Source organism: Nesterenkonia sp. Act20 (assembly GCF_019173455.1).
GTDB lineage: Bacteria > Actinomycetota > Actinomycetes > Actinomycetales > Micrococcaceae > Nesterenkonia.
The window spans coordinates 1,106,793-1,119,604 of sequence record NZ_JADPQH010000001.1 but is presented as its reverse complement, the minus strand read 5'-3'; the positions used below and the strand labels follow the sequence as shown (position 1 = coordinate 1,119,604).

General features: G+C 65.8%; 7 protein-coding genes and 1 pseudogene. 5 read left to right on the top strand and 3 right to left on the bottom strand.

Features of this window, described 5'->3' with window-relative positions; all coding sequences use genetic code 11:
• Window positions 1-127 precede the first annotated feature (127 nt).
• Window positions 128-2,713: pseudogene (gene secA / locus IY716_RS05185) on the top strand (preprotein translocase subunit SecA); the annotation flags it as partial.
• Between the two features lie 59 nt (window positions 2,714-2,772).
• Here the strand turns inward: secA and IY716_RS13710 are convergent.
• Together IY716_RS13710 and IY716_RS05175 are read right to left on the bottom strand one after the other, a co-directional pair.
• The gene (locus IY716_RS13710; protein ID WP_255316630.1) at window positions 2,773-3,336 is read right to left on the bottom strand and encodes an Rv3235 family protein; all 564 of its coding nucleotides are present in this window, start codon (window positions 3,334-3,336) and stop codon (window positions 2,773-2,775) included.
• Window positions 3,337-3,546: 210 nt separating this feature from the next.
• Window positions 3,547-4,224 carry a LysM peptidoglycan-binding domain-containing protein gene (locus IY716_RS05175; RefSeq protein WP_218220502.1) on the bottom strand — a complete coding sequence of 226 codons (678 nt, stop codon included), beginning with the start codon at window positions 4,222-4,224 and terminating at the stop codon, window positions 3,547-3,549.
• A 341-nt stretch (window positions 4,225-4,565) separates the two neighbouring features.
• Here IY716_RS05175 and IY716_RS05170 point away from each other — a divergent pair, with 341 nt between their 5' ends.
• Window positions 4,566-5,141, top strand: coding sequence for a hypothetical protein (locus IY716_RS05170; protein ID WP_218220501.1), 576 nt, complete (start codon window positions 4,566-4,568; stop codon window positions 5,139-5,141).
• Here the strand turns inward: IY716_RS05170 and IY716_RS05165 are convergent, their stop codons facing one another.
• Entirely contained in the window at window positions 5,142-5,381 is a 240-nt protein-coding gene (locus IY716_RS05165) for a helix-turn-helix domain-containing protein (protein WP_218220500.1), read from the bottom strand. It abuts the gene before it with no gap.
• A 278-nt stretch (window positions 5,382-5,659) separates the two neighbouring features.
• Here IY716_RS05165 and IY716_RS05160 point away from each other — a divergent pair, with 278 nt between their 5' ends.
• From IY716_RS05160 to IY716_RS05150, 3 genes are all read left to right on the top strand, one after another.
• Window positions 5,660-6,418 (top strand): hypothetical protein, encoded by a 759-nt coding sequence (locus IY716_RS05160; RefSeq protein ID WP_218220499.1) that lies wholly within the window; start codon window positions 5,660-5,662, stop codon window positions 6,416-6,418.
• Complete coding sequence (locus IY716_RS05155) at window positions 6,419-7,765, top strand: AAA family ATPase (protein ID WP_218220498.1); 1,347 nt, start codon at window positions 6,419-6,421, stop codon at window positions 7,763-7,765. It abuts the gene before it with no gap.
• A gap of 197 nt (window positions 7,766-7,962) precedes the next feature.
• Window positions 7,963-12,795, top strand: a complete 4,833-nt coding sequence (locus IY716_RS05150; protein WP_218220497.1) for an NAD-glutamate dehydrogenase — start codon at window positions 7,963-7,965, stop codon at window positions 12,793-12,795.
• Window positions 12,796-12,812 lie beyond the last annotated feature (17 nt).

Sequence of the window (12,812 nt, the reverse complement as noted above, 5' to 3'; positions counted from 1 at the left end):
GAGCCCCATATGGTCGGAGAATCCGCCGCTCACGTATGGGTGAAGGTGAGCGCGTAGACTTGTTGCTGGCGTTTCATGTCCGTCATGAATCCCCGCCGTACCAGTAGACACCGATGGAGAACTGGCTGTGCCCACTCTGCTTGAACGAATCCTCAAGACCGGGGATAAGAAGGTCCTTAGGACTCTGCGCGCCTATGCGGACGCGGTCAACCTCCTGGAGGACGAGTTCAAGGAACTCAGCGACGCCGAGCTGCGCGCCGAGACTGAACGCTTCCGTGAGCGGCTGCGCGACGGCGAGACGCTGAACTCGCTGCTGCCGGAGGCCTTCGCCACGGTGCGCGAGGCCGCGGACCGGACCCTCGGTCAGCGCCACTACGACGTCCAGCTGATGGGCGGCGCGGCCCTGCACCTCGGCAACATCGCCGAGATGGGCACCGGTGAGGGCAAGACCCTGGTCGCCACCGCACCGGCGTACCTCAATGCGCTCACCGGCAAGGGTGTTCACGTGGTCACGGTCAACGACTATCTGGCGAAGTACCAGGCTGAGCTCATGGGACGCGTTCACCGCTTCCTGGGCCTGGACGTCGGGATCATCACCAATGACATGCCGCCCGCCGAGCGCCGCGAGGCCTATGCCGCGGACATCACCTACGGCACGAACAACGAGTTCGGCTTCGACTTTCTGCGCGACAACATGGCCCAGTCGCTCGACGACGTGGTGCAGCGCGAGCATCATTACGCCATCATCGATGAGATCGACTCGATCCTCATCGACGAGGCCCGCACCCCGCTGATCATCTCGGGCGCGGCCTCCGGGGACATCTCCCGCTGGTACACCGATTTTGCGACACTCGTGAAGAAGCTGACCATCGACGAGGACTACGAGGTCGACGAGAAGAAGCGCACCATCGGTGTGCTCGAGTCAGGAATCGACAAGGTCGAGGACTACCTCGGCATCGAGAACCTCTACGAGACGCAGAACACCACCCTGATCCAGTACCTGAACAATGCGATCAAGGCCAAGGAGCTCTTCAAGCGCGACACCGACTATGTGGTCGCTGAGGGCGAGGTGCACATCGTCGATGAGCACACCGGTCGCATCCTGAAGGGGCGTCGCTACAACGAAGGCCTGCATCAGGCGATCGAGGCCAAGGAGCAGGTCCGGATCAAGCCGGAGAGCCAGACCCGGGCCACAGTCACCCTGCAGAACTACTTCCGCAGCTACGCGAAGATCTCCGGCATGACCGGCACGGCCGAGACCGAGGCCGGGGAATTCATGTCCACGTACAACCTCGGCGTGGTCCCGATCCCCTCGAACCGGCCGCTGCAGCGCATCGACCACAACGACCTCGTCTACAAGAACGAGGTGGTGAAGTTCGACGCGGTCATCAAGGACATCATCGAACGCCATGAGAAGGGCCAGCCCATCCTCGTGGGCAGTGAGTCCGTGGAGAAGTCGGAGTACCTCTCCAAGAAGCTCGCCAAGGCCGGCATCCGCCACGAGGTGCTCAACGCGAAGAACCACGAGCACGAGGCCGCCATCGTGGCTCAGGCGGGTCGCAAGGGTGCGGTCACCGTGGCCACCAACATGGCCGGTCGAGGCACCGACATCATGCTCGGCGGCAACGCCGAGTTCAACGCGGTCCGTGAGATGGAGAAGCTGGGTCTGGACCCGGTGGAGGACGCCGAGGCCTACGAGGCCAAGTGGGACGAAGTCTTCGACAAGGCCAAGGCCGAGACCAAGGCCGACGGCGATCAGGTCCGCGAGCTGGGCGGACTCTACGTGCTCGGCACTGAGCGCCACCAGTCGCGCCGCATCGACAATCAGCTGCGTGGTCGCTCCGGCCGCCAGGGTGATCCCGGCGAGTCACGTTTCTACATCTCGCTCACCGATGATCTGATGCGCCTGTTCAACCAGGCGGCTGCCGCCCGCATCATGAACTCCAAGGCGATGGACGATGAGATCCCGGTGGAGCACAAGTTCGTGTCCTCGGCGATCGCCAATGCCCAGCAGCAGCGCGAGGGGCAGAACACCGAGACGCGCAAGAACGTGCTCAAGTACGACGACGTGATGAACCGCCAGCGTCAGGCGATCTACTCGGATCGCCGCCGCATCCTCGAGGGCGACGACGTCCACGAGAAGGTCCAACACTTCATCGAGGACGCCGTGACCCTCATGGTCGAGGAGAAGACCACGGCCAACTCTTCCGAGGACTGGGACCTCGAGACGCTCTGGGAAGAGTTGAAGTCCCTGTACCCGGTGTCACTGAGCATCGAGGACCTGGTCGAGGAGGCCGGCGGAATCGATCAGCTCAGCGTGAAGATGCTCAAGCGTGAGCTCATCTCCGACGCCAAGATCGCCTATGAGAAGAAGGCCCAGGAGATCGGCGAGAACGCCATTCGCCAGCTCGAGCGCCGAGTGCTGCTGACCGTCATCGACGAGAAGTGGCAGGAGCATCTCTACGAGATGGACTACCTCAAGTCAGGCATCGGTCTGCGCTCGATGGCGCAGCGCGATCCGCTGGTCGAGTACCAGCGCGAGGGCTTTCTGCTCTTCCAGACCATGGCTGACAGCGTCCGGGAAGATTCGGTCCGGCTGCTCTTCAGTGCCGAGGTCACCGCAGCAGCACCGGTGACGAAGGCGCCGAACCTGCCCGGCGTCAAGGATGGCCGCATGTTCGCCGCGGGCAAGCGACTTCGGGTTCCCGGCCTGCAGGACACGACCTCGACCCAGGGCTGATCCTCGCAGCTGACTCCGGTCGTCTCGTCCGCTCAGCCGAGTTCCATGGCGACCACGCGCCAGCGACGGCGGTGCGCCTCCAGGCGCATGGCGCAGGCACGGATGCGTGTGGCGTCCCCGAACACCACTGAGACCTCCCACGCACCCCGGGCTGCGCGTTGGGCGCGGACCGTGCCGAACCGCAGCGGCTGGGGTCGTGGCACCCTTGCGCCACGGTCAGCCGCAGCTCGCTCAGGTGGTGATGCGGGGGTGCGTCTGTGCGTAGGGCTCCGGCGCGCCTCCGCCAGCACCGCAGCACGCTCCTGCACCTTCTGCTGGACTTCGAGATCCATCCAGCGACTCAACTGGGTCGCGGGTCGAAGCCCCAGAAGCACCTCGCTGGTCACCTGACACACGATTCTGGAGATGGCGCAGATCTGGCGCCGCTCCTCCCGAAAGGTAGCCAGGGTCGTCGGCGGCTCAGTAGGGCTCGATGGCTGAGGCTCTCCCCGAGGGGCGCCACGGAGTCGTCGGAGGAGGGCCGGCACTTCGTCTTCACGCCGCAGTCGGTACCTGACGCCGTCCTGGTCGGACGGCTCGGTCGCCCAGGGTCCCATGGTCCGTGGCGCCGGGATGACTGTGGTCCGACCGCGCAGGAGCGGGTCGGCATCGAGGAGTGACCTCAGCATCGTGATCGCCTCCTGCGTCTCGGACGGTGTCGGCGAATGTTGTTGACCTGCAGGGCTGGCAGACATGGGATTCTCCTGGATGGGCGGATGACGGGTCCTTGAAGTGTCGGACCAGGTCAGAGGGTCAGGTTCTGAGGTTCAGGTGGGCGGGAGCAGGACCATGCCGGGCTGGATGAGCGCGGGATCATCGCCGATGGTGTGTCGGTTCGTCTCGTACCAGCGCGGCCAGCTTTCAGCGACCTCCCCATCAGTGGCGCCTGATCCCAGATGCTCTGCGGCAATGTCCCAGAGTGTGTCGCCAGGCCGCACGAGAACCTCCTCTGCGGAGCCCGATGCGTCTCGAGGAGGCTTCGTCTCAGGTGTCGAGTTCCGCTGGTGTGGCGTGAAGAGTCCGGACATCGGTGTCTCCTTCTCTTGTGTCTCTTCTGCGTGCCTTTCTCTGAAGAGGGCAGTGTCGAGACCGGGGTCGCTGGCCTCGGCGGTCAGCACGACCGCGGGTGTTGCGTGACTCGGTGGACCCGCCGTGTGACTCGCTGGACCTGCCCAGACGCCCGCTGCAGTGGAGGACAGGGCGAGACCCGCGCTCAGCGCGAGGGTTGCGGCTCGCTGGAGAAACTTCGGGGTCAGTCCTGCCAAGACATGTTCGATTCGAGCCGCTCCGTGGTGGCGGGCCAGCGCCTGGGACAGGCATGTCCCCACGGCCAGCACCGAGATCAGCGAGCCCAGCAGCCCGGCGCTGGCGGCGAGCAGTCCGATCGTCACCTCCGCGGAGTACATCCCCGACCTGCCCAGGCTGGACCATGTGGTGGTTGCCATCTCCATCAGGGCCGCAGCGGGATCTTCTGCGCTGGAAGGCCAGGTCGGAGCGGAGGGGAGGCGACTGTTCAGAATGATGCTTCCGCAGGCCCAGAGAGCTGGACCGCTTCCGATCATCGCCGCGCTCAACAGCAGATCAACGACGGCCTGTCGTTGTACCGACCGGGCGGCTGAGGGAGCTGGAAGTGGAGACACAACGTTCACCGCAGGATTCTTTAGTGTGCGTTTGATAACGTTTGATATCGATAAATTGTACACAGTGCGCCCGGGTCGTCAAGCGTCGTGCTTCACGGGGTGTGTACGCTGGGCACCTGACGGCCGGTTCTGGAGACGAGGCAGTGATGCGCTGGGACGCCCTTTTCGCCGATCTTCAAGCACAGCTGGACGCTGCCCAGACGGCGGAGTTCGACGCCGCCGTCGCAGAGGCCGCCCGCCTGGAGTCCTCTCGGTTGGAGCTGGCTGACCGTCTCCGTGCCCATCAGGGCCAGCAGCTGAGTCTCGTGCTGCCGGGCAATCGGCGGCTCGCGGTGCGCGTCGGGGCCGTCGGCAGTGACTGGCTCTCCGGGACGCTGACTCAGCACAGCGTGCTGGTGCCTCTGTCGGCACTCCGCGCTGTGGATGGGATGCAGCGATCTGCGGCTCGGGCGGAAGCCAGCGTGACTCGTCGTCGCCTGGGCATCATGGAGCCGATTCGTCGGCTGAGTCGGGACCGCTCGGTGGTGCAGGTGCACGGAGGCGAGGGGCTCCTGGCCCAGGGCCTGATCGCCGGCGCGGGTCGAGACTTCCTGGAGATCGTCGAGTTCACGGCGGGTGAGCCGCACCGTGGCTCCGCGGCCTCCTCCGCTGCCCGTCGCACGCTGCCGCTCCACTCTGTCTGTTGGCTGCAGAGTGAAGAGCAGGGGTCGGAGCCCGGGTAGTCAGGAGCCAGAGGGTTTGGTGGACGTCGTGTGGCTCTCGGAGTCTGAGGCGCGGGAGGCTCGCTGTGCGGCGTACTGCCGCTCGATGTACTCGTCGAGCTTTGCCTCCTCGACTCTCCATTGGCCGCGTCCGCCGATCTGAATTCCTTCGAGGTCACCGGTCTTGATCAGTGCGCGTGTCTGTGACATCGAGATGTTCAGTGCTTCTGCCACATCCGGCAGGGTCAGAAAGCGACGCATGGTGATCCCCCGTGGTGCTGAGCGTGTGGATAGCTGGACCCGAGGGTCCGGGACTGGATGGTGACGTTTGATGATGTTTCATTCATCATGCCACAGCGGCCAGCGTCTCCGGCGGGTATTCCCACCACGGAACGGGGCCTTCCCTCCACATTTTTCGGCTCACTGGTTCCATGCCGGGCGAGCTGTATTATTCTGAGCCTGTGCGCCCCCGTCGGCGGCCTCCGGAAGCGCGCTCACCCCCGCCGAAGCACGAGCAGGGCGACGTGCAGGGAGGCCTCATGCCGAATCCGTATTCGCCGAGCACAGACTCGAGCCCCAGGGTGCACAGCAATGGGCCACGTCCTGAGGCCCCGGCGGCCGAGCGCCTTCGACGGCCGAGCTGGCGGGATCCGCGGCTGTTGGTCGGGCTGCTCATTGTTGCGCTCTCAGTCTCCGGGGTGATCGCCCTGCTCGCGGCGCAGAACCGCACCGCGCAGGTCTATGCTGCGGACCGGCTGCTCACCGTCGGGGACCAGCTGAGTGTGGAGGACCTGCGCGTGGTGGACGTGCAGATCGACGAGGTCCAGGACTCCTATCTGTCGGCCGCCGAGCAGCTCCCACAGGAATCGCGGATCATCACCATCGTGCAAGAGGGTGAGCTGGTCCCGCGGCGTGCCGTCGGACCTCACGACCCGCAGGGCCGGCAAGCCGTGACGGTAGAGGTCGATCACGCGCTTGCCCGCGGAGTAGAGCCGGCGCGCATGGTCGATGTGTGGGCGGCCGACGCCGGAGCTGTGGGTCAGCAGCAGGAGGTCGAGGTGCAGCGCATCGCCAGGGGAGCCGAGGTGGCCGCGCTCACCGAGGCGAGCAACACCTTTGGAGCACAGGCTGTCGTCACGGTGGAGCTGCTCGTGGATCCCGAGGAGCTGCCGGCGCTGCTCGCCGCGAGAAGCTCCGCGGCGTCGCTGTCGGTGGTTCCGGCCGGCGGGGAGCCCGACCCTGAGGCTGGATCGCCCGAACCGGAATCACGCGGGTCCGACGCCGATGAGGAGGGTTAGATGCAACGGTGGTCGGTGGTCACCACGGGAGCGCTGCGCGCCGACCATATCGCCGCCGTCGAAGGCCTCCAAGGCCCGGTGACGATCGAGCGTCGCTGTGCGGACCTTGCGGAGCTCGTGGCCGTCTGTCGCACTGGCCGCTCTGACGCAGCTCTGGTCATCGGCAGCACCGAGCTGCTCACGGCCACCGTGCTCGCGGACCTGCAGGAGGGGGATCGCCAGGTGGTCGCCATCTCCGCCGTGGCTGAGGAGCGCGCAAGGCTTCGCAATCTCGGGCTCACCTGCTTCGACGACGACGTCGGCGCCGAGGCACTCGCGGCGGCGCTGCAGGGACGCCAGCCCGCCCGGTCAGCAGCCTCCGCCGAAGACTCCGACCAGGACCCCGCCCCTGATCCCGACCAGGCGCCCTCCCAGTCCCACGGGGCGGAGTCTCGCGCCGGTGCATGGTCTGGTTGGGGTCACGGTGAGGAACCGTCTCCTCTCGAATCAATGGATCCGCCCATGGTCGAGCGCGTCTCCGACGAGGCTGTGCCACCCAGCATCGACCGCTCCAGCGATGACCAGCTGATGGATGACTCGCGCATAGACGACCGAGAAGCCGTGCACTGCATCCAGGGCATCACCGTGGTCTGGGGTGCGCCCGGAAGCCCGGGTCGAAGCACGGTCGCGGTGAACCTGGCCGCTGAGATCGCGCTTCAGGGTCAAGAGGTCCTGCTCGTCGACGCCGATACCGTGGCAGCCTCGCTCGTGCCTCAGCTTGGTCTCATGGAAGAGACCGCAGGGTTGGCGCAGGCCTGCCGGGCCGCGGATCTCGGGCGCCTCGACCCGCAGGCGCTGCAGACGGCCACCTCCGCCGTTCAGGTCAGCGGCGCTCGACTCGCGCTGCTCTCAGGTCTGCCTCGGGCCGCCCGCTGGCCAGAGATTCGCGAGCGCAGCCTGCGGGCTGTCCTCCAGCTCGCGAGAACCCGGTATGACTACGTGATCGTCGACGTCGCCGCATGCGTGGAACAGGATGAGGAGCTCAGCTATGACACCCTCGCGCCGCAGCGCAATGGCGCCGCGCTGACCTGTCTGCGGCATGCGGACCGGGTCCTCGCCGTCGGCGCGGCTGATGCAGTGAGCTTCTCGCGGCTAGTCAAGGCCATCGAGGATCTCCAGCTCAGTCTGCCGGAGACCGCAGCAGCTCAGGTCGACGTGGTCATCAACAAGGTGCGCAGCGAGGTGATCGGGCGTTCACCGCGGGATCAGCTCGGGCAGACCTGGCGCCGACTGGGACCTGATCGCGGGATCGCGGCCTTCCTGCCCATGGACGCCTCCGGCTGCGACGCCGCTCTGCTGGCCGGGTAGGTGCTGGCCGAAGCCGCCGCTGAATCGGCCCTGCGGCGGGGCATTGCGGCGCTCGCCGGGGTGGATCTGGGGCAGCGTCGGAGGGGTCTGCTCCATCGACTCAGAAGGTAGGCTGAATCACACAGGCAGCGTGCGCTCTCCCCAGCGACGAGGAGCTCAGCGCGCACTCGCAATCCGAGGAAAGAGTGAGAGTACAGATGCCCGCTGAGAAGACTCTATGGACCAGCAATGACGCCGACCTTGAGACTTTGACCGATGCCTACTATGCGCACATCGCGCACGATGACCTGCAGCTTGTCAGCAGTGACCATCAGGTGCGCAGGGTCACCGAGCACCTGACACTCGCGCAGTCCCGCACGGACTCCTCACCCGTCATTCAGGTGAGCACCGTGGGGGCCCGCAGCGTGGTCCAGGTCGTCACCGATGACATGCCCTACCTCGTGGACTCGGTGACCGCAGAAGTGACCCGGCATGGACACGGCATCTCTCTGGTGGTGCACCCGATCTTCCTGAGCAGCCGCAGCAGCGGCTCCGGAGAACTGGCAGCCGTGAAATCCCTGCCCGCCGAGCACCGGGGGGTCTCCTCGGGGGACACCCAGACGCTGCCGAACCTGAAGGCGCTGCTCCACGACGATCACCAGGTCAAGATCGAGTCCTGGATCACCGTGGAGCTCGACCGCGTGATCTCCGCGGAGGACGCAGACGAATTGATCGACGGGCTTCGCAGGATCCTGGCAGATGTGCTGGCAAGTCATCGTGATCAGGACCGAATGGTTGCCCAAGTGATGACGGCAGGACGTTCTCTGCGCGGCGCCGAGGACCTCCCAGAGGCTGAGGAGTCCGCTGATCTCCTGGAATGGATGGGCTCCGGAAACTTCCTGTTCCTGGGCTACCGCGAATACGAGCTCGCCGAATACCCGGACGGCTCCGTGCACCTGGATCCGGTCACCGGCACAGGCCTCGGGATCCTCGCCGACAAGAATGGCAAGCCGATCGCGCGGCGCTCCACCGAACTCTCCGCCGCCGGTCGCGAGCGTGCCGGGCAGCGCCGTGCGCTGGTTGTGACGAAGGCCAACTCGCGCTCCACGGTGCGTCGCCGCACCTATATGGACTACGTCGCCGTCAAGACCTTCAACGTGGACGGCACGGTCAAGGGCGAACGCCGCTTCATCGGACTCTTCAGCGAACGCGCCTACAGCCAGTCCATCGTCAACATTCCGCTGCTGCGCTCCCGCGCGGATGAGCTGCTCAAGCGCTCCGGCTTCGCAGCCGACTCGCACTCGGGCAATGACCTGATGCAGATCTTGGAGACCTATCCGCGCAATGAGCTGCTGCAGATGGAGATCGACGAGATCGAGCAGGCCACCTGGCAGATCATGCAGCTTCAGGAACGACGCAGGGTCAAGCTGTTCCTGCGGCGAGACCACTACGGGCGGTTCATGACGGCGCTGGTCTACCTCCCCAGGGACCGGTACAACACTGCCGTGCGCCGCCGGATCGAGCAGGAGCTGCTCGACTACGTGCAGGCCGAGTCCATCGACTTCAACGTGCGACTCACCGATTCCGTGCTGGCGCGGGTCTTCTTCCGGCTGCGCCTGGCCGACGACGCCGCCGAGCCCGCTGGTACCCAGGAGGAGCTCGAGAACCGGCTGACCAGGGCCGTGCGGTCCTGGGCCGAAGGAATCGCGGCCGAGGCGCAGGAGCGCTACTCGAGCAGGCATGCCGAGGCCGTCGCCGCGCGCTGGAGCGAGGCGTTCCCCGATGATTACCGTGTGCTCTACGAGGTCCAGGACGCGCTCTCCGACGCCGCGCAGTTCGAGGCTCTGGAGGAGGCGGCCAAGGAGGGCGAAGCGGTGCCCCGGATGAGCTTCTACAGCTCGCGGGACGGCGGCACGGCGGACATGCGCCTGAAGCTCTACCTCACCGAGCAGAAGACCCTCACCGACACCCTCCCGGTCATCGATGACTTCGGGCTGGAGGTTCTCGATGAGCGCTCTTATACGCTGAACTGCCCGGACGGGGCGACCTTCCACCTCTACGATCTCGGTCTGTTCTACCCCGAGGGGGTCACCGCCAAGGACACCGTCTCGCTGCTGCAGGAGGCCTATCAGCAGGTGCTGATGGGGAAGGCCGAATCCGACGTCTTCTCCCAGCTCGTCCTGCGTCTGGGTCTGAGCATCCGCAGCGTCACGGTCCTGCGCGCCTACGCCAAGTACTACCGTCAGCTCGGCAGCACCAACTCCTACACGTTCGTCGCGGAGTCGCTGCTGCAGAACCCCGAGATGGCCATCGCGCTGGTCGAGTACTTCGAGACGCGCTTCGACCCGGACCTCGATGGGGACCGTGAGCAGCTCAGCTCCTCGGCCCGCGAGAAGGTCCTCGAGGCGCTGGAGCAGGTGCGCACACTGGACGCGGACCGCGTGCTCAGCGCCCTGCTCAATCTGATCGACTCCACCCAGCGGACGAACCTCTATCAAGGACACGACTGGCTCTCGCTGAAGCTGACTCCGGCCACGATCGACGCCGCGCCCAAGCCGCGCCCGGCCCATGAGGTCTGGGTCTATTCGCCCGTCGTCGAAGGGGTGCACCTGCGCTTCGCCAAAGTCGCTCGCGGCGGCCTGCGCTGGTCCGACCGGCGCGAGGACTTCCGCACTGAGGTGCTGGGCCTGGTGAAGGCGCAGATGGCCAAGAACGCGGTGATCGTCCCCTCCGGAGCCAAGGGCGGGTTCTACCCCAAGCAGCTTCCAGATCCGGCGGCGGACCGCTCGTCCTGGTTCGAGGCTGGCCGGGACGCGTACAAGATCTATATCCGGGCGCTGCTCGACATCACCGACAACCAGAGTGAACGAGACTCTCAGATGGTGATCATCCACCCGGACAGGGTCGTTCGCCACGACGGCGACGACGCGTACCTGGTGGTCGCCGCGGACAAGGGCACCGCGACCTTCTCCGACACCGCGAACGAGATCAGCAAGGAATACGGGCACTGGCTCGGCGATGCCTTCGCCTCAGGCGGTTCCGTGGGCTACGACCACAAAGAGATGGGCATCACCGCCCGGGGTGCCTGGGAGTCGGTGAAGTCGCATTTCTCGGAGCTCGGCGTGGACACGCAGAGCGAAGACTTCACGGTCCTGGGGATCGGTGACATGGGTGGAGACGTCTTCGGCAACGGGATGCTGCTCTCCGAGCATATTCAACTGGTCGCGGCGTTCAATCACCTGCACATCTTCATCGACCCCAATCCGGATGCCGCCGCCAGCTTCGCCGAACGGCAGCGGCTCTTCCACGCCCAGCGCTCCGGCTGGGGCGAATACGACTCCGAGCTGATCTCCGCCGGGGGCGGGGTCTTCTCCCGGACCGCCAAGAGCATCGAGATCACCGAGGAGATGCGTCAACGGTTCGATCTTCCGGCAGATCAGGACCAGCTGACCCCGCCGGAACTGATCAAGGCGCTGCTGCAGACCCCTGTGGACCTCTTCTACAACGGCGGCATCGGCACCTACGTGAAGGCCTCCTATGAGACCCATGACCAGGTCGGTGACCGCGCCAACAACGCCATCCGTGTGGATGGGAGTCAGCTGCGGGCCAGGGTCGTCGGGGAGGGCGGCAACCTCGGCTTCACCCAGGCCGGTCGAATCGAGGCTGCGCAGACCGGAACCCTGCTCAACAGCGATGCCATCGACAACTCGGCCGGGGTGGACTGCTCCGACCATGAGGTCAACATCAAGATCCTCATCGACCAGCTCGTGGGGTCCGGACATCTCGAGGCGGGCGAGCGCAGCGAGCTGCTGGGCTCCATGACCGAGGACGTCGCCTCCCATGTCCTGGAGACGAACCGGGACCAGAATGTGCTGCTGATGACGGATCGGCATCGGGTGGGGGAGTGGTCGCCGAGCTTCCAGCGACTCATCACGTGGTTGGAAGAGACGGTGGACCTTGACCGCAGCATTGAGGTGCTTCCCAGCAATGAGATCTTCGCCGAGCGCGCCGCGGCCGGCCAGCGCATCCTGACCTCGCCGGAACTCGCCGTGCTGGCCGCCTACGCGAAGATTCAGCTCAAGGCAGCACTGGTGGAAAGCTCGGTTCCAGATGATGACTGGTTCACCCTGACCCTTGAGGAGTACTTCCCCGCGGCCCTGCGCGAGCGGTTCTCCGAGGAGCTCTCTCGGCATCCGCTGCATCGCGAGATCATCGCCAATGTGGTGGCCAATGATGTGGTCAACGTCGGTGGAGCGGCCTTCGTCTTCCGTGCGATCGAGGAGACGTTCGCGGCCGAGGAACAGGTGGTCCGCTCCTTCGTGGCAGTGCGTCAGCTCTTCTCGCTGGAGGCCTTCGATGAGGCCATGCGCGAGCTCCCGGTGAACTTCGACCGGGACGCCTGGGCGAACACCTACCGCGATATGCGCCGGCTGCTGGATCGGGCCGTCCGCTGGTTCATCAACCACGTGAGCCGTGGCACCTCCGTGCGGGAAGATGTGGAGGCCTATGCCGAGCACATCTCACCGCTCTACGGAGACCTCACCAGCTATCTGCGCGGTGAGGACCGCAGGCGTGTGGAGCAGCGGCGGGCCGAGGCGATGGAGACGGGCATGCCCGAGGAGCTTGCCACCTGGGTCTCCGAGCTCTTCGAGGCCTTCTCGCTGCTGGACATCGCCTCGCTCTCTGCCACCCACGAGCTCGACTCTCGAGAGGTCGCCGGGGTGTACTACGCGGTCTATGCGGAGTTCAGCGCAGACTCGCTGCTGAACCGGATCACGAACCAGCCGCGTGAGGACAAGTGGCAGGCACTGGCTCGCGGAGCGCAGCGCGATGAGCTCTACAGCGCCATGGCCGAGATCACCGGGGCGGTGCTGCGCGGGACCTCCGCGGAGCAGGACCCGACGCAGCGCCTGGAGGAGTGGAAGCAGGCGAATGGGGCCAAGCTCGCCCGCACCGAGCGGCTCATCGCCGAGGTGGATGCCCTGGCCGATGACAACATCGCCTCGCTGACAGTGCTGCTGCGTCACCTGCGTGGCCTGATCGACTCCTGAGTGTTGGGCTCCGGAGC

What these genes read in the sequence shown, in the direction of transcription:
- IY716_RS13710 (WP_255316630.1), bottom strand. Translation starts at nt 3,336, where the DNA reads ATGGGACCCTGGGCGACCGAGCCGTCCGACCAGGACGGCGTCAGGTAC.
- IY716_RS05175 (WP_218220502.1), bottom strand. Translation starts at nt 4,224, where the DNA reads ATGGCAACCACCACATGGTCCAGCCTGGGCAGGTCGGGGATGTACTCC.
- IY716_RS05170 (WP_218220501.1), top strand. Translation starts at nt 4,566, where the DNA reads ATGCGCTGGGACGCCCTTTTCGCCGATCTTCAAGCACAGCTGGACGCT.
- IY716_RS05165 (WP_218220500.1), bottom strand. Translation starts at nt 5,381, where the DNA reads ATGCGTCGCTTTCTGACCCTGCCGGATGTGGCAGAAGCACTGAACATC.
- IY716_RS05160 (WP_218220499.1), top strand. Translation starts at nt 5,660, where the DNA reads ATGCCGAATCCGTATTCGCCGAGCACAGACTCGAGCCCCAGGGTGCAC.
- IY716_RS05155 (WP_218220498.1), top strand. Translation starts at nt 6,419, where the DNA reads ATGCAACGGTGGTCGGTGGTCACCACGGGAGCGCTGCGCGCCGACCAT.
- IY716_RS05150 (WP_218220497.1), top strand. Translation starts at nt 7,963, where the DNA reads ATGCCCGCTGAGAAGACTCTATGGACCAGCAATGACGCCGACCTTGAG.